The organism is Nonomuraea cypriaca, from assembly GCF_015645445.1.
GTDB classification, from domain to species: domain Bacteria; phylum Actinomycetota; class Actinomycetes; order Streptosporangiales; family Streptosporangiaceae; genus Nonomuraea; species Nonomuraea cypriaca.
In genome coordinates this window covers 1-15,387 of sequence record NZ_JADOGI010000241.1, presented here as the reverse complement: position 1 = coordinate 15,387, position 15,387 = coordinate 1, and the positions used below count along the sequence as shown (strand labels likewise).

Annotated in this window: 18 protein-coding genes; 9 read left to right on the top strand and 9 right to left on the bottom strand. The window is 67.6% G+C overall.

Annotated elements, in window-relative coordinates; genetic code table 11:
- The first annotated feature begins 272 nt into the window (after positions 1-272).
- Both ITP53_RS46065 and ITP53_RS61520 read left to right on the top strand, forming a co-directional pair.
- Positions 273-842, top strand: a complete 570-nt coding sequence (locus ITP53_RS46065; protein ID WP_195901806.1) for a CocE/NonD family hydrolase — start codon at positions 273-275, stop codon at positions 840-842.
- Between the two features lie 20 nt (positions 843-862).
- Positions 863-1,738, top strand: a complete 876-nt coding sequence (locus ITP53_RS61520) for a GbsR/MarR family transcriptional regulator (protein ID WP_195901803.1) — start codon at positions 863-865, stop codon at positions 1,736-1,738.
- Between the two features lie 76 nt (positions 1,739-1,814).
- Here ITP53_RS61520 and ITP53_RS46055 read toward each other — a convergent pair whose 3' ends face one another.
- Positions 1,815-2,990, bottom strand: coding sequence for a cytochrome P450 family protein (locus tag ITP53_RS46055; RefSeq protein ID WP_195901802.1), 1,176 nt, complete (start codon positions 2,988-2,990; stop codon positions 1,815-1,817).
- 224 nt (positions 2,991-3,214) lie between these two features.
- A complete protein-coding gene (locus ITP53_RS46050) occupies positions 3,215-4,828 on the bottom strand; it encodes a CocE/NonD family hydrolase (RefSeq protein ID WP_195901801.1) in 1,614 nt (537 codons plus the stop codon).
- A gap of 168 nt (positions 4,829-4,996) precedes the next feature.
- Between ITP53_RS46050 and ITP53_RS46045 the strand changes: the two genes are divergently transcribed.
- A complete protein-coding gene (locus ITP53_RS46045) occupies positions 4,997-5,455 on the top strand; it encodes a GbsR/MarR family transcriptional regulator (RefSeq protein WP_195901800.1) in 459 nt (152 codons plus the stop codon).
- Positions 5,456-5,516: 61 nt separating this feature from the next.
- Positions 5,517-6,386, top strand: coding sequence for an integrase core domain-containing protein (locus ITP53_RS46040; RefSeq protein WP_207757377.1), 870 nt, complete (start codon positions 5,517-5,519; stop codon positions 6,384-6,386).
- A gap of 412 nt (positions 6,387-6,798) precedes the next feature.
- Here ITP53_RS46040 and ITP53_RS46035 read toward each other — a convergent pair whose 3' ends face one another.
- The 7 genes from ITP53_RS46035 to ITP53_RS58580 form a co-directional block, all read right to left on the bottom strand.
- Positions 6,799-7,062: a hypothetical protein gene (locus ITP53_RS46035; RefSeq protein ID WP_195901799.1), complete on the bottom strand. Its 264-nt coding sequence runs from the start codon at positions 7,060-7,062 to the stop codon at positions 6,799-6,801.
- 389 nt (positions 7,063-7,451) lie between these two features.
- A complete protein-coding gene (gene dxs, locus ITP53_RS46030) occupies positions 7,452-9,467 on the bottom strand; it encodes a 1-deoxy-D-xylulose-5-phosphate synthase (RefSeq protein WP_195901798.1) in 2,016 nt (671 codons plus the stop codon).
- 93 nt (positions 9,468-9,560) lie between these two features.
- Complete coding sequence (locus tag ITP53_RS46025; protein ID WP_195901797.1) at positions 9,561-9,947, bottom strand: hypothetical protein; 387 nt, start codon at positions 9,945-9,947, stop codon at positions 9,561-9,563.
- A complete protein-coding gene (locus tag ITP53_RS46020; protein ID WP_195901796.1) occupies positions 9,944-10,501 on the bottom strand; it encodes a hypothetical protein in 558 nt (185 codons plus the stop codon). Before ITP53_RS46020 ends, ITP53_RS46025 begins: the two co-directional genes overlap by 4 nt.
- Complete coding sequence (locus ITP53_RS46015; protein ID WP_195901795.1) at positions 10,495-11,139, bottom strand: hypothetical protein; 645 nt, start codon at positions 11,137-11,139, stop codon at positions 10,495-10,497. Before ITP53_RS46015 ends, ITP53_RS46020 begins: the two co-directional genes overlap by 7 nt.
- Positions 11,136-11,405 carry an MBL fold metallo-hydrolase gene (locus tag ITP53_RS58585; protein WP_236051940.1) on the bottom strand — a complete coding sequence of 90 codons (270 nt, stop codon included), beginning with the start codon at positions 11,403-11,405 and terminating at the stop codon, positions 11,136-11,138. Before ITP53_RS58585 ends, ITP53_RS46015 begins: the two co-directional genes overlap by 4 nt.
- A 41-nt stretch (positions 11,406-11,446) precedes the next feature.
- Positions 11,447-11,998: an MBL fold metallo-hydrolase gene (locus tag ITP53_RS58580; protein ID WP_236051939.1), complete on the bottom strand. Its 552-nt coding sequence runs from the start codon at positions 11,996-11,998 to the stop codon at positions 11,447-11,449.
- 175 nt (positions 11,999-12,173) lie between these two features.
- Between ITP53_RS58580 and ITP53_RS46005 the strand changes: the two genes are divergently transcribed.
- From ITP53_RS46005 to ITP53_RS45985, 5 genes are all read left to right on the top strand, one after another.
- Positions 12,174-12,722 (top strand): TetR/AcrR family transcriptional regulator, encoded by a 549-nt coding sequence (locus ITP53_RS46005; protein WP_195901804.1) that lies wholly within the window; start codon positions 12,174-12,176, stop codon positions 12,720-12,722.
- A gap of 52 nt (positions 12,723-12,774) precedes the next feature.
- Positions 12,775-13,434 carry an FAD-dependent oxidoreductase gene (locus tag ITP53_RS59805; RefSeq protein WP_328817951.1) on the top strand — a complete coding sequence of 220 codons (660 nt, stop codon included), beginning with the start codon at positions 12,775-12,777 and terminating at the stop codon, positions 13,432-13,434.
- Positions 13,431-13,871 carry a hypothetical protein gene (locus ITP53_RS45995; protein ID WP_207757375.1) on the top strand — a complete coding sequence of 147 codons (441 nt, stop codon included), beginning with the start codon at positions 13,431-13,433 and terminating at the stop codon, positions 13,869-13,871. The genes ITP53_RS59805 and ITP53_RS45995 overlap by 4 nt, the downstream gene beginning before the upstream one ends.
- Before the next feature lie 55 nt (positions 13,872-13,926).
- A complete protein-coding gene (locus tag ITP53_RS45990; RefSeq protein WP_195901793.1) occupies positions 13,927-14,964 on the top strand; it encodes an alpha/beta fold hydrolase in 1,038 nt (345 codons plus the stop codon).
- Positions 14,965-15,079: 115 nt separating this feature from the next.
- Positions 15,080-15,250, top strand: coding sequence for a hypothetical protein (locus ITP53_RS45985; protein WP_207757374.1), 171 nt, complete (start codon positions 15,080-15,082; stop codon positions 15,248-15,250).
- Positions 15,251-15,387 lie beyond the last annotated feature (137 nt).

The window sequence follows — 15,387 nt, the reverse complement described above, 5'->3', positions numbered from 1 at the left end:
CGCACCATCGGGCTGATCGTCATGAACCGGCACCTGTACGGCGACACCTACGACGACGTACTCGACGCGACGATCAACGCCCTCGCCCGCGGCCTGACCACATCGAACGAGGACTGATTCCGGGCCCTAATCGGAAGATGCCGATGGCGGGCCAGCCACGCCTTGATCGCCGGGGTCTTGTGGGTGCCGTAGTTGTCGCAGATCAGATGGACGTCCATCTCGGCCGGGACGCTCTTGTCGATGGTGGTCAGGAACTAGTAGCGGGCTGAGCGCTGACCCATTTCGGCGAAGGCGAGGCCGCCGCGCCGCCGTTCGAGACACCGGTCCGCGTCTTCCTGCAGGGCGCGGGACGCTGGATCGGCCTGCCCGACTGGCCACCGCCGGCCTCGGCACCCACCACCTGGTTTCTCCACGCCGATGGTGCGCTGTCCATGAGGCCTGCGACGTCGTCTGGATCGTCGAGCTACCGCTACGATCCCGCCGACCCTACACCGAGCGTGGGAGGAGCGTTCGCGGCGATGCCCTTCCGGCACGGAGCCCAGGGCAACCGGCGGCTCGAGAACCGCGCCGACGTGCTGACCTTCACCAGCTCCATCCTGGACCACGAGGTCGAGGTCGTCGGTGAGGCCGTGGCCGACCTGCATGTACGGTCCAGCCTTCCCCACGCCGACTTCTTCGCCCGACTGTGCGACGTCGCTCCGAACGGCCGCTCGACCAACATCACCGACGGCATCATACGGCTCTCGCACTCGGCCCACACCGCGATCCGCCCGGTAAGGATCACCCTGGCGGGTACCGCCTACCGGAGGAAGCCGGGCTGTATTTCGAACGGCTCGGGCTGAGCCGGACCGCCGGACGAATCGTGGGCGTGCTGCTCGTCTCCGACGACGACGGCTCGGACGCCCCCGCCCTGTGCGAAGAACTGACCGTCGCCAAGAGCAGTATCAGCGTCGCACTGAACCGGCTTGAACAGACGGGCCTGGTGGAGAGATTTCGCCTGCCGGGAACACGACGCGACCGCTACCGGTTGACCCAAGACGTCTTCGCCAGCGCTTTTCGCTCGAAGATGGCCGAATTCGAGCGATTCCAACGCCTCGCCGAGCACGGCCTGGCCGTCGTCGGCGACGATCCACTGCGCCGCAAACGGGCTGGAAAACATGCGCGACATGTACGCCTTCATGGTCAGCCGCTTCCCCCAGCTCCTGGACGAGTGGGAATCCACCCACTGACCGGCGTGTCGCGCCCCGCCCTCGACAACTTCGGGCGGTCCCTCGACGATGACTGCTACCTGTTCGCGCCGATCGCCGCGAGGGGCGAAGCCAGCGGACAAGACCATGTTCGCGGGCTTCGGGGTCGGCCGGCCTCTGCGTGCTCGCGATCTATGCCAGGCCCTGGATCTGCCCATCGTGCCGTAGCACACCGAGGACATCCGCTCCAAGCTCAAACGCCTGGTCAGCCGAGGTATCCTCGTCGATACCGAGGCGGGCTTGTTCGCTCAGCCACGCCCGTAACTCGGCAGCGAACCCTGCAACCAGCCCGCCTTACCCAACCCCCACGACGAAAACGACGTCAACTCGCGAACCGCCCTCTCAAGACGGGAGCAGGCGGCCGGCCGTACGTCCGCGGGTGGATGGGAGCCCAGGTCGAGCCATTCGCCGGCCCCCTGGAGATGGATGCGTACCGGTGGTCGGCGCAGGCAGGCCTGATCGCCGAGGAGGTGGGCGCGCAACCACCGTAGGCCTTCCCGGATGCTGGTGAGGGAGGCCTCGGTGTCCCGGCGCTCCCAAGGGCCGCCGGTACGCGTCCGGCGATGCTCATAGCCGTACCGGGAGCGCGCTCAGCGCGCGCTGGAGGCCGGGCTGCCAGGTGATGTGCTCGGCCGGCACTGCCAGCCGCACGCTGGGCAGGCGGGTGAGCAGGGTGTGCAGGGCGATCTGGGCCTCGGCGCGAGCCAGCGCGGCGCCCAGGCAGAAGTGGATGCCGTGGCCGAAGCTCAGGTGCTGGTTGTCGGGGCGGTCGAGCTGCAGCCGGTCGGGGTCGGCGAAACGGCGCGGGTCGCGGTTGGCGGTGGCGTTGACGATCTGTACGGCTTCGCCGGCCGGGATGGTGACGCCGCCGATGTCGACGGGTTCGAGGGTGAACCGCATGGGAGCGATCTCGGCCGGTCCGCTGTGGCGCAACATCTCCTCCACCGCGACCGCCATCGCGTCGGCGTCGCCGCGCAGCCGGTCGGCCTGTTCGGGGTGGGTGAGCAGCAGGGACGCACCGCTGCTGATCAGGCTGACGGTGGTCTCGTGCCCGGCCATCAGGATGGTGATCGCCACGGAGGTCAGTTCCTCGTCGCTGAGCCGGTCCTGGGCGTTGGCCAGCGCGGACAGCAGGTCGTCGCCGGGCTGGACGCGCTTGGCCTCGATCAGCCGGAACATGTAGCGCACCAGTTCACGGGCGCCGGTGGCGATGGCGTCGAGGTTCGCCGCGGTCAGGGCGGCCGACCAGGCGCGCCAGGCGTCCCGGTCGGCTTCGGGGACGCCGAGCAGTTCGCAGATCACCCGGATGGGCAGCGGGTAGGCGAAGCTCTCGATCAGGTCGGCCTCGTCCTGTCCCGCGATGTGGTCGAGCAGCTCATCGACGATCTGCTGGATGCGCGGGCGCAGGCCGTGCACCCGGCGGACGGTGAACTCGCGGGAGAGGAGCTTGCGCAACCGTGTGTGGTCCGGCGGGTCGTAGGCGCCCAGCGTCTTCATCAGGTACGGGCGTACGTCTTCGGGCAACCCGGCGGCCGCTGCCACATCCAGCCTGCTCTGGCGGGCGATGTCGCTGCTCAGCCGAGGGTCGGTCAGGGCGGCCAGGCTCTCTTCATAGCCGGTGACCAGCCAGATCGGGGTGCCGTCGAGATAGCGGCCCTGGGTGACAGGTCCGCGTTTGCCGAGATCGGCCAAGAAGGCGTCGCGGTCGGGGGCGGTGAACAGTGCGGCGAGTTCGATGCTCATACAAGTGTCTCCAGGATCTCGACGGCGGTACGGACGCCGTCTTCGGCGCGGATCTGGGCGCCGAGCGTTTCGGCGCGCTCGGCAAGCGCCCGCTCGGTGGCGGCCCACGGTTGAGCATCGTCACCTCATCGCCGCGGTCGAGCACGGTCTCCACGAGAGCGCGGCCAGCGTGGTGGGTGCCGCCGAGGACGAGCAGTTTCATGACGTTCCTGAAGTGGTGGACTTCATGACGTTCCTGAAGTGGTGGGCAGCCAAAGGGCCGAAGGCTGGTCCGCGTCGTGGAAGATCTCGTGGTTGGACGGGCGCAGGGTGTCGGCCGTGGCCAGGGGTTCGCCGGTGCCGGGGTTGCGGCCGAAGCGAGGGTGGGCACCGCTGGCGACCTGTAGCCGGATGCGGTGACCGCGGCCGAAGCGGTGGGCGATCGGCCACAACTCGATGTCCGCGATCCGGATGTCGCCGGGCCCGCTCAGCCGAACAATGCCGTCGCACAGATTGGTCGAACGGCCCCGCGGCGACACATCGCACAATCGGGCGAAATAGTCGGCATGCGGGACCGACGACCGCGTATGCAGGCGGATCCGGACCGGGCCGATCACCTCAACCTCCGCCGTCAACGGGTCGCTGGTGAAGGTCAGGACGTCCGGCCTGGCCTCGACGCGGCGGTTATCCTTGCGACCGGCGGACAGGCCCACCGCCGTGCCGCCGACCGTAGGGGTCGGGTCGCCGGGATCGTAGCTGTAGCGACTCGGCGGCGCGCTCGCGTTGGCGGGCGTGGTGCTGAGCCGTCCGTCCGGGTGCAGGTGCCAGGCGGTCGGCTGGTGCGGCGGTGGCCAGTGCGGCAGGTCCGTCCACCGATCGGCACCGGTGACGAACAGCCGTACCCCTGACGGGGTCTGTTCGCCGAGGAGGGCGGCGTCCAGCGCGGCCAGCGCGTCCCGCATGCCTACCCGGGTGTAGAGGCCCTTGCCGTGCCCCCACGGCCCGACCAGCAGGCGGACCTGGCGGCCTGCCGTCAGCAGGGCGGCGTGGTCGGCGAGCATGCCGGGCAGGAAGAAGTCGTCCCAGCCACCCTGCAGGTGCACCGCGGGCGGCATGCGGGTGACGTTGGCCCGGTGGTCCATGCGTGCCCAGTACGGGTCGTCCGGACCGTGGGCGATCCACTCGCGGAACCAGGGCACCCGGTGCCCGGTCAGCGCCAGGTCGGCCTCGTTCAGCGGCGTCGCCAGGGTGGCGCGGCTCAGCTTGCGGGCGGCGGTGAACATGGCGAGAAGCTGGCGGGTGGTGGAGTAGCCGCCGGTGAACATCCGGTCCACGAGCTGGACCCAGCCGAGCGCGTTGCCCAGGGCGAAGGCGCCGCCCGGGTACATGAAGCCATGGGCGAACTCCGAGGGCGCGTCCTGGATGACGGCGATCTTCCATTCCGGGACGTCCCGTGCGGCCAGCTCCCACTGCGCGTAGCCGAGGTAGCTGGCTCCCCAGGTGGCCAGAGTGCCGCCGAACCACGGCTGGTCGCGCAGCCAAGTGAGCGTGCCGTCGGCGTCGGCGGGGTCGATGGTGAACCCGTCGAAGCGGCCGCCGGACCCGGCCGTGCCACGCAGGCTCTGATACAGCACCTGGTAGCCGCGCTCGGCCAGCAGCTTCGGCAACTGGTCGAGCGCGTTGCCCCGGCCGTACGGGCTGCGCAGCAGCACCAGCGGCGGCCGGTCCACACCGGCCGGATAGTAGTGGGTGGCCAGCAGACGCGCCCCGTCCGCGGCCGGGATCACGATGTCGCGCTGCACCCGCACCGGGTGCAGTATCGCGGGACGCACGCCGAACAGGCGGCTGAGCAAGGTCATCGGGGTCATCTCCTAGTCGGCACGTGAGAGAACTCACGTCGCCGACCAGGCTTCCCGGCACACCATCGAATCTCCGAGACGGAGCCGATGTCAGCAATATAGCGAATCTTCAGAAGTTTCTGAACCCTTCTGAGGTTCGCTATCCTGTCGCTTACCGGAGGTGGGCGGGTGAACGACAGGCACAAGCAGTGGCAGGCGGCCGAACGGCTGGCCCTGACCCTGACCGAAGGCGGCTTGCAGCGCATGGCCGCCCGGACGCTGGCGGTGTTTCTGTTCACCGACGCCGAGACGGTCACCATGGGCGAGATCGCCGACCGGCTCGGCGTCAGCGCCGGCTCGGTCTCCGGCTCGGTCAAGTCCCTGCTGTCGGTCGGCCTGATCGAACGCCTGCCTGCACCCGGCAGCCGCCGCGAGCACTACCGACTGCGCGACGATGCCTGGGCCACCCTGTTCACCAGCCAGAACACCGTCATCCAGGCCATGCTCCAGGCCGCGGCCGCCGGGATCGCCGCCACCGATGACGGCGATCCCGCCCATCGGCGACTGAGCCAGATGCACGCCTTCTACGAGTTCCTGCTCGGCGAGCTCCCGGCCCTGCTGGATCGCTGGCACCAGCAGACCGGCTGACCAGCCCCGTCCCGGCCCGAGCGCGGCCGATCGGGCCGTTCTCGCGGCGCTGGCCCGATGGTTGCCGGCGATACTGCGCGCCCATCGGCTCGTCACTCCGGCAACGTTGCTGGCATGGCATCGCCGTCTGCTCCGCCAGGCCTGGACCTACCCGCATCGGCCCGGGCGCCCAGGAACGACTCCAGAGATTCGGGACCTGATTATCCGCCTGGCGCGGGAGAACCCAGCGTGGGGCCATCGACGGGTGCACGGCGAGGTGGTGCGGCTTGGCCTCCAGGTCAGCGCGGCGACCGTGCGGCGTATCCTGCGCTCCTACCCTCTCAAACCGGCGCCCCGAGACCTCGACACCTCCTGGCGGACCTTCTTACGGTCACAGGCCAAAGGGCTCCTAGCCTGCGACTTCTTCCATATTGACACGATCTTTCTGAAGCGCTTGTACGTGTTGTTCGTGATGGAGGTCCGCACGCGACACGTTCACGTCCTTGGCGTGACCACCCATCCGACCGGCGCATGGACTATTCAGCAGGCCCGCAATATCCTGATCGACCTCGGCGAGCGGGCAGGGTCGTTTCGCTTCCTCATCCGCGACCGGGACGCCAAGTTCACCACCGTCTTCGACGAGGTGTTCGCCGCTGTGGGCATCATGGTGCTGAAGACTCCGCCGCGGACCCCGAGGGCGAACCGCAATGCCGAGCGCTGGATCCGGACGGTGCGCGCCGAGTGCACCGACCGCCTGCTGATCTACGACGAACGTCACGTGCGCGTGGTCCTGAACGAGTATCTCGATCACTACAACGCGCATCGGCCGCATCAGGCTCGTGGGCCGCGACCACCTGATCACGATGAGCATGTGGTGGTCCCGATGGAAGGTCGGATTGAGCGCCACGAAATACTGGGAGGGGTGATCAACGAGTACCGCCGAGCCGCTTAGCTCGGTTGGAGAAACCCCAGCTCAAACTACACGCGCAGGTTTTGACGCCCTACAGGACGATCGCACGTGCGAGCCACTCGGCGTCGTGTGGCGCCATCCCACCATCGCCGTAATCGTGGAACCAGATCTGTGCGTCATCATCGTCGTGGGTTGTCGGCGCTCACACAATTCCTCCATCCGCCGCTCGCCATCCCCCACTTTCAGATTGGCGATCATGACGCGTTCGTCCGTGGTCTCCACGACGCGGACGGTGAGCGAGTGGTTGAAAAACCGCAGCGAGGAGGGCAAAGGGCTGGGAACGCGACGTGCTACCGGCGTTCACCAGCGCGGCCTGTTGTGTCCCTGCGTCCTCCTGACGGAGCCGGTCCATGACGAGCGAGGCACAGGGGAATTGCGTGAGTGTCCACATGGGTCAGCCTGCTCCTTCGATGGCGCCGCTGTCACACACGTCCTCGAGTTGGTGACGTGTGCACCATGGGCGACAGCCTGGCTTCTCGCTGACGACGGACGGCGGTTCGGAGATCTGGGACCGGTTGCGTCCTGCCGAGACGAGCACGAGAAGGTGAAGGGCGAACTCCTGCGCCTCGTCGAGTGTCATGTAGTAGCTGGTGTCTCCGGTGTCTCCGAAACGGATGCGGGGCTCGGCTTCGCGATACCGCTGCACCAGATCCGTCATGATGCTGGTCGGCTTCTACTCGGCTTGTCCCCAAGCCCGTAATTGTCGTATTGCATCGTCTGCAGGTGTTCAGGTACAGGCTGCCGTGCTGTCGGTCCTCCGGATGATCGGAGCCGCTGTGCTCGTCGCGGCACCATGCCGGGCAAGGGCTCACTGTGAGCCATTCGGCTGAGCTGGCGGCGATGCGCCGTTCCCGCTGATGTGGGTAGCACTCGACCACCTTGACGTCGAGCAGGGCCGACCGCCTGCTCATCGTCGGACAACACCACCTGCAGCCCGTCCTGCTCGAGTACGTCGATCACGACAACACCCACCGACCGTACCGCAGCCTGGCCCAGAACCCTCCAGACGGCAGAGATGATCCCGCTCTACCCAGCAACGTCAAGGTCCTACGGAGAGATCGACTCGGTGGACTCATCCACGAATACGCTCAGGTCGCATGAGGTGACACAATTTCCGGCACCCACAAGTCGTGAGAGGCGGATGAGCGTTTCCTCGACCTGGCGGGCGATGTGCGCCGCGGTCAGGCCGACGTGGGCCAGCACACGATCGCGGCCGGCATGGTCGAGGAACGCCACCGGCACACCGAAGTCACGCATCGGCACGTCGACCTCCGCGTCGCGCAGAGCCTGCGCGACGGCGGAGCCGACGCCGCCCGTCCGTACGCCATCTTCCACCGTCACCACCATCCGATGCCGGGTGGCCAGGCCGGGCAGCGTGTCGTCGATCGGCTTGATCCAGCGCGGGTCGACCACCGTCGCGGTGATGCCGCGATCGGCCAGGCGTTCGGAGACCTGCATGCACATGCCTGCCAACGTGCCCACGGAGACGATCAGGACGTCTGCCGCCGGTTCGGTGTCCGGGCTGACGGCCTCGGGTTCTCTGGCGTTCGCCACGTGAGTCGTGGCTGCCGCGATGGTGCTCCAGAGCACGTCCATGCCGCCGATCCGCGCGACGGCCGGGATCGGCGCACCGACGGTTCCTTTCGGATAGCGAAGCAGTGTGGGCGCCTCGCCCACCGCCAGCGCTTCGCGCAGCTGTTCCCGCAAGCGTTCACCGTCCCGGGGAGCCGCGATCCGTAGCCCCGGCACGACCTGGAGGATGGCCATGTCCCAGACGCCGTTGTGAGAGGCACCGTCGTCGCCGGTGATCCCCGCCCGGTCCAGGACGAACGTCACCCCGCACCGGTGCAGTGCCACATCCATCAGCAACTGATCGAAACAACGGTTCAAGAACGTGGCGTAGATGGCGACGACCGGATGCAGCCCGCCAGCGGCGAGTCCTGCTGCGCAGGTGGCGGCGTGTTGCTCGGCGATGCCCACGTCGAAGACCCGGTCGGGGTAGCGCTTGGCGAAGGGTTCCAGCCCGGTCGAGCGCAGCATCGCCGCCGTGATCGCTACCACGTCCGGTCGTTCCACACCGATCCGCACCAGTTCCTCGGCGAACACCGAGGTCCAGTCCTCTCGTGCTGCGCGCAGTGGTATCCCGGTGTCCGGGTCGATCACCTTGACCTGGTGGAACCGCTCGTCGGCCTGCTCGGCCAGCGGATATCCACGCCCCTTCTCCGTGATGCAGTGCACGATCACGGGGCCGGAGAACCGTTTGGCCAGGTGCAGTGCCTGCTCCACCGCCGCCCGGTCGTGACCGTCGATGGGGCCGACATACTTCAGGCCCAGGTCTTCGAACATTACCTGCGGCGCGACGAAGTCTTTGAGCCCCTTCTTGGCGCCATGCAGCGCGTCGTACAAACGACGCCCGAACAAGGGGGTGCGGTCGAGGATGTCCCCGGTGCGCCGGAGGAACCGTTCGTAGCCGTCGGTGGCGCGCAGGGTCGCCAGGTGGGTAGCGAGGCCGCCGATCGTCGGTGAGTAAGAATGCCCGTTGTCGTTGACGACGATCACCAGCGGCAGGGACGGGTCGGCGGCGATGTTGTTCAGCGCCTCCCATGCCATCCCGCCGGTCAGGGCGCCGTCCCCGATCACGGCGACGACGTGGCGGTCGCGCCGATCGGTCAGGCGGCAGGCCTGGCCCAGCCCGTACGCCCAGCTGAGGGCAGTCGAGGCGTGCTGGTTCTCCACGAGGTCGTGCGGGGACTCATCCCGGCTGGGGTAGCCGGAGAGCCCGCCTTCCTGCCGCAACCGCGAGAAGTCCTGTCGCCCTGTGAGCAGTTTGTGCACGTACGCCTGGTGACCGACGTCGAAGATGATGCGGTCGACGGGGGAGTCGTACACGCGGTGCAGGGCGATGGTCAGCTCCACGATGCCCAGGTTCGGCCCCAGGTGGCCACCCGTACGGGACACCGCGTCGATCAAGAACCCGCGGATCTCAGCGGCAAGCCGGTCCAGCTGTGCCGAGCTCAACCCCTTGAGATCGGCCGGACCGCTGATCGACGACAGAACGCTCATGGACGACCACTGCTCCTTCGCGAAGTCTTCTTTCCGGGCGGCGATGTCACGCCTCAAGGCCGATGACATGATTTCGTGAACGCGTGATCAGGCCTATCTGCGGGTGGTCAGACCTGCGGCTATGACCGCCAGCACCCCCGCCACGAGGAGGGGCAGACCGATCGTCAGAAGCGCAAGGAACCCAAAGACGATCAGGACCACGCCGGCGATCGCCAGCACGGTCCCCCGTCCGGGGGCCTTGCGCGCCATGCCGTATGCCATCAGCACAGCGCACCCGACGAGCCCTCCGGTGAACCAGGACACCGGACGACCACCCTGCTGTGTTGTCAACCCCAGGACAAAGACGAACATCGTCGCGGTGATCACAACCGCCAACGCCGCCGGCACGGTGCCGGCGTCGAACCGTCTCCCCGCCCGCCACACCTTCCTGGACGCGATGGGCGCCTGCCCGTCCTCGGACGGATCGCGCTCGCCGGTCATACGAGTCCTCCTCGTAGCGGCGTTGCCGGTTCGCTCAGGGCGGCGATGAAGGGCTCGCGGACAGCCGGATCGCAGTGAGCCTCCTCCAACGCCCGCTTGTCCGCGTCAGGGTCGGGACCGGACGGATGGTCGGTTCCCTGCCCGCACGCGAGCGGCATCGAGGTGGCTCCGTCCCAGCCTGGGCCGGACGGGAAGGTGACGTCAATGACGACGCGGTTCCCGTTCAGGTCGATGGTCAGATATCGGTGCACGTCCCACAAGCCTTCCTCAGGCACCGCGGCGGCCGCGGCCAGGCCGAAGCTACGGGAGGCGTCTTCCGGCGTGCACCGGTAGACGCGATGGACCAGCCGCGGTCTGGTGTGTGGCCAGTGTTCTGCCAGGATCGCCGCCAGCAGCGCATGCTTCGTCGAACACGTCCCACGCCACTCGGCGAGCGCTCCCCGAGCGCTCCGCTCCCTGGGGCGCCCGTACGGCATCGAGCGCACCGCCTCCACGACCTCCGCGAGTGAAGCGTTCTCCGACAGACCCGCCCTTGCTGCGAGCGATGTCAACATGGGGTTATTGCCGGTCTACACATGCGAGCCCCTCTTGAGGCCTGGACGATCATCTCGCCGAGCATGTCGGCGCCCACGCCGACCGCCACGCCCGGACCCGCCGGGACCCATCCGGTCATAGTGCGCCGGCGGCGCCGAAGGATTTCATCGCCGCCCGGCGCGTGCAGTCGGCCTTGCTCCCCGGCTCGTCGGTGACCAACCCGTAGGCCGCGAGGCTCGGGCAGGGTGACGACCTCACCGAACGCTGCCCAGTGGCCGTTGGAGATCTGGCGTAACTGGACCCAGACGCGGTGCGCCTCGACCATGGTGTTCTCGGTGCCCTCCGCGGCCAGAACCGCCGCGGTGACGCGCTTGACCAGTTTGTCGCGGCCTCGTTCCGCCTGCGGGCCGAACACGCCGGGCGCGCCTTCGGGAATCGTGACGGTCACGCGATAGATCGGTTTCGCATGGCGCTGACCACCGACGAACACGTCCTGCTCGTTGACGAAGCACCAGGCCAGCGCCTGCATATGCGCGAAGTCTCCGAAGCGGGCGAGAGGCGCGGCCTCGATCTCGAGCACGATCGTCGACAGTTCACCGGCAAGCTGCTGCTTGGCGGCGTCGTCCAACGCGCCCTTGGTGGTCATGAGTTCGATCATTGGCACGATAGATCCTCCGTGGGGTAGTGGTTGTAGCGTGCTAGCTCTACCGGGTCGTGGGCGCAGAACACGTCAACCTGGTGGTGATGCGAGGCGCGGAGCTCGCGCAGCCGGGTCAGGTTGGCGTGCCGGGCGGGGCCGTTGAACTGCACCATGTTCTGGGACATGCGTAGCCCCGGCGTGCAATGTGGGCGTGCCGGATCGATCTCACCGCGGAAGAAGTAGGCGTCCCCGGCGTGCAGCAGCCAGCGTGCGCCCGTGTCCACGGCAACGCCGGTGTGCCCACGACTGTGCCCGGCGAGCGGAATCAGCAGGACCTCCGGAGACAGACCAGTGAGCTGGTGTACCGCCGCAAAGCCGAACCAGTCGTCACCGTCGTCTCGTCGTAGGTCGACCAGACGGGCCCGTGCGCCCACTGGTTCGGCTGGTAGCGGCACCGTTCGCCACGGGTCGGACGGAGCATGCCCGCCTCATGCTCGCGGGCATGCAGGTGCACCGTCGCCCACGGAAAGTCGCTGATCCCACCCGTGTGATCGGGATCGAGGTGAGTGAGCACGATGTGCCGAACGTCGGCCGGCTGATAGCCGAGCCGGATCACCTGACGCAACGCGCTCTCCCGGGGGTCGAGTACGGGCCGGATCAACCGGAGGAACTTCTCACCCAGTAAGCCGACCGGCTCCTCGGCGTCACGCGTTCCGAATCCGGTGTCGATCAGAATCAGGCTCTGCTCGGTCTCCACGAGCAGGCAGTGGCAGACCAGGGTCGCCGCCGCGAACAGACCACCCGTCCCATTGATCAGGCGTTGGCTCGCGGGATGCATCGTGCCGCAGTTGAGGTGGTGTACCCGCATGGCTCCCATAAGGGCATCATGAAGGAATTAAGCACTAACTAACAACATGTTGTTGAGTGACATAGATCTCAGGCCCCGCGGCATCGGCTGGCGCTCCTGCGCCCGAGATGATGGGCCGCTACGGCTGGTCGCCCGGCTGTCCATCCGAGCTTGTTAGTAAGTAGTTACTGTGTAAAATGTGAACATGGACGTAAAACGCAGCACTGCGAAACAACGACGCGCGGAGGCCATCGTGGCCGGCATGCGGGTCTTCGCCGACCACGGGCTCATGACGGCATCGATCCAGCAGGTCGCGGACGAGATCGGGGTGTCCCAGCCGTACGTGTTCCGGCTTTTCGGCAGCAAGCATGCGTTCTTCCTGGCCTGCCTCGACGAGATGGAACGTCAGATGCTTGAGGTCATCCGGCAGGCCGCGGCGACGTCTCCGGACGATCCCTTGTCCGCGATGCGCGCCGGCTTCCGGGAGATGCTCGCCGACGGAGTCATCACCGGCCTGTGGTTGCAGGCATGCGCGGCCGCGCGCAGGGACGAGACGGTGGCGGCGCGCTGCCGCGCCGTCATCTCGGGGATTCTGGAAGAAGTCGCACGGCTGACGGTCGCGGGGACGGACGGCTTGGCGCGGAATCTCGCCGACGGTGCGCTCGTGGTGATGTTGCAGGCGGTCGGGGTGGACCTCGCGGCTGGGAGCCTGGCCGCCATCGATTCCCTGCGCGTCGAAAACGCGATCCCGTGAACCGGCTCCTGCCGGCGACCGGGACAACGGGCGGAGCGGGAGGTGGACGCGAGTGGCCGGCGATGCCGGACGGGTGGTCGTGGTAGGCGCCGGCATTGCCGGGTTGACGGCCGCCCACAGGCTCGCCGGAGCCGGGATCGAGGTGACCGTGCTCGAAGCCGGGCGCCGACCCGGACCCTATGCAAGCCGTCGCCGACTCCATCGTCCGCACCGCCGCGGTCGACGCCCTCGCACCGCCGCTGCCGGGGCTGGCAGGGTGGCCGACACTCGCGTCGTCCGGTGGAATCAGGCCATGCCTTCGGTCCCGGTCGGACACGCGCGGGCGGTCATGGCGTACCGCTCGGAGGTGAGCCCCGCGGAGGCTGTGCTGCTGGCCGGTGACTACCTCGGCTTCCCCTGGACGGACTCGGCGGCCTTCAACGGCCGGGGGCCGCCGACCGGCTGCTCGCCCGCGGCAGTCCCTACAGGAAGGCCACTTGGCATCCAATCTGACCGGCCTACGACCTGGCCGGCTTCGCCCGATCAAGCCCCGCCACGGCAACAGGAAGCAAATGATCGCCTAACTGTCCCATTCGCATATTCGAGCCGGTGCCATGAGGGAGGATCATGTCGGTCGCCACCGCCTGGGGAGTGGACGCCGAAGAGATGGCCGCCGCATACCCGTGCGACCAAGTCGCTCCGAATCCGGCGGAGGTCTGGTTCAGAGCCGTGAGCGTGCGCGCGCCGCGGCCGACCACCTTCCGCTGGTTGTGCCAGCTCAAGACGGCGCCGTACAGCTATGACCTCCTGGACAATCACGGCCGCCCCAGCCCGCGCGTACTGACCCCCGGGGCCGAGCACCTGGCGACCGGTCAGCGGTTCATGACGATCTTCGAGCTCGTTGACTTCGGCCCGGACGATCACCTCACCCTCCGGATGACCGCACCGAAGGCTGTGGCGGCGTTCGGGCCGCTGACGCTCACCTACGCGGTGCGCGACGGCGGCTCCGGCACCACCCGTCTGGTGGTGAAGCTCGACGTCGGCGAGGCGGGTGACGGCCTCTTGTGCCGTGCCCGGCGGCGGGTTCTGGCCTGGGGAGACCTGTTCATGATGCGTCGTCAGCTGACGACGCTGCGCAGGCTCGCCGAAACCGCTGCGGCCGAACCATGAGCCCGGCCCTTGGCGAGCATGCAGGCGCAGGCGGCGGCACCGACGAGGAGGCACCATGAACGCGCATCAGTACCACAACCCCTACGAGAAGCTGTCCGGGACGATCGACATCCGAGCCGTCCGAGCCGCGGGCTTCCGCGAGCGGCAGTTCGACACCGGGACCATCCGGATCAACTACGTGGAGGGCCCGGACACAGGGCCTCCGTTGGTCTTGATCCCGGCGCAGACCGGCACCTGGGAGAGCTACCAGCGGGTCCTGGCGCCGCTGTCGCACCGGCGGCGGGTCTACGCGGTCGACGTACGCGGCCACGGCAAGTCGAGCTGGACCCCCGGCGAATATTCGTGGCGGCACCTCGGCGCCGACATGACGGCGTTCCTGACCGAGGTCGTACGCGCTCCGGCCGTCATCTCCGGCAATTCCTCCGGCGGGCTGATCGCGGCCAACATCCCCAATCGAGTCGCCGCGGTGATCCTTGAGGATGCCCCGGTCTTCTCAGCCGAGATGCCCCGCTTCCGGGACCGCGACCGCTACGTGTACCAGGGCCTGCACCACCTCGTGGAAACCCTCGGGAACCTCGACGACCGCGACCTCGCGAACTACCTTCGCGGCCTGACCCTGCCGATTTCCGAAACGCGCCAGCGGGGCGTCCCGGAATGGTTCGTATCTTTCCTGTCACGACGCATCCGTGCCTTCCAGATGCGCCATCCCGACCAGCCGGTGGACATCCGTTACTTCCCCCAAAACCTGCGCCTGCTGTTCAAGTCCCTGTCCATGTTCGACCCGGACTTCGCGCGGGCCCTCGTCGACGGCCGCTTCTACGACGGGCTCGACCACGCCGACGCCCTCGCCCGCGTGTCCTGCCCGCTATTGGTGCTACACGCCGACTGGCGACGCCTGCCCTCACACGGACTCATCGGCGCGATGGACGACCAGGACGCGGCCAGGATCGCACAACTCGCACCACACAATCGGTACAAGCACATCCATGCCAACCACGTGATCCACATGTTCAAGCCCCGCCAGTTCGTGACCGCAGTAGACACCTTCCTGCTGGAAGTGACCCCTGCAGGGGACGGCGCTCGACGCGCCTAGATCCTCCGGTTGAAGGATATGACCGGCCGCCATCGGGCACCCGATGCACGGCCCACCCGTACAACCCAGTCAGCCTGGCCTTATACGGCCATTGCACATGAACGGAGACTGTGAGATGACCGTTGGTTTCGTTGACAGCGCCGTAGGAACGTACAACATCCCCGAGTCCGTCCGCGCGCTCAGCTCGTTGCCTGACATCGACTACGCCGACCAATTCACCCTTTCCACGGATGTGGACGCAACACCGGAGCAGTGGCCTGCGTTCGACGTAATTCCGGCCATCTAGAGACGGTGATGTAAACATTCATCCCGCGCGCGATGAGTGACGAGTAGGTTGCAGTCCTCACGTTGCGTCACTTTGATCTGGTGTGCGGGTCGTGGTGAGATCATCCGGTGTCCGGCCTGGAGGAGATGTCGCGCGAG

Bases quoted from the DNA above. Each gene is read 5' to 3' on its own strand.
- ITP53_RS46015 (WP_195901795.1), bottom strand. From the start codon at position 11,139: ATGATCGAACTCATGACCACCAAGGGCGCGTTGGACGACGCCGCCAAG.
- ITP53_RS46025 (WP_195901797.1), bottom strand. From the start codon at position 9,947: ATGACCGGCGAGCGCGATCCGTCCGAGGACGGGCAGGCGCCCATCGCG.
- ITP53_RS46035 (WP_195901799.1), bottom strand. From the start codon at position 7,062: ATGACGGATCTGGTGCAGCGGTATCGCGAAGCCGAGCCCCGCATCCGT.
- ITP53_RS45985 (WP_207757374.1), top strand. From the start codon at position 15,080: ATGACCGTTGGTTTCGTTGACAGCGCCGTAGGAACGTACAACATCCCC.
- ITP53_RS58580 (WP_236051939.1), bottom strand. From the start codon at position 11,998: ATGGGAGCCATGCGGGTACACCACCTCAACTGCGGCACGATGCATCCC.
- dxs (WP_195901798.1), bottom strand. From the start codon at position 9,467: ATGAGCGTTCTGTCGTCGATCAGCGGTCCGGCCGATCTCAAGGGGTTG.
- ITP53_RS46005 (WP_195901804.1), top strand. From the start codon at position 12,174: ATGGACGTAAAACGCAGCACTGCGAAACAACGACGCGCGGAGGCCATC.
- ITP53_RS45990 (WP_195901793.1), top strand. From the start codon at position 13,927: ATGAACGCGCATCAGTACCACAACCCCTACGAGAAGCTGTCCGGGACG.
- ITP53_RS46050 (WP_195901801.1), bottom strand. From the start codon at position 4,828: ATGACCTTGCTCAGCCGCCTGTTCGGCGTGCGTCCCGCGATACTGCAC.
- ITP53_RS46055 (WP_195901802.1), bottom strand. From the start codon at position 2,990: ATGAGCATCGAACTCGCCGCACTGTTCACCGCCCCCGACCGCGACGCC.
- ITP53_RS46020 (WP_195901796.1), bottom strand. From the start codon at position 10,501: ATGTTGACATCGCTCGCAGCAAGGGCGGGTCTGTCGGAGAACGCTTCA.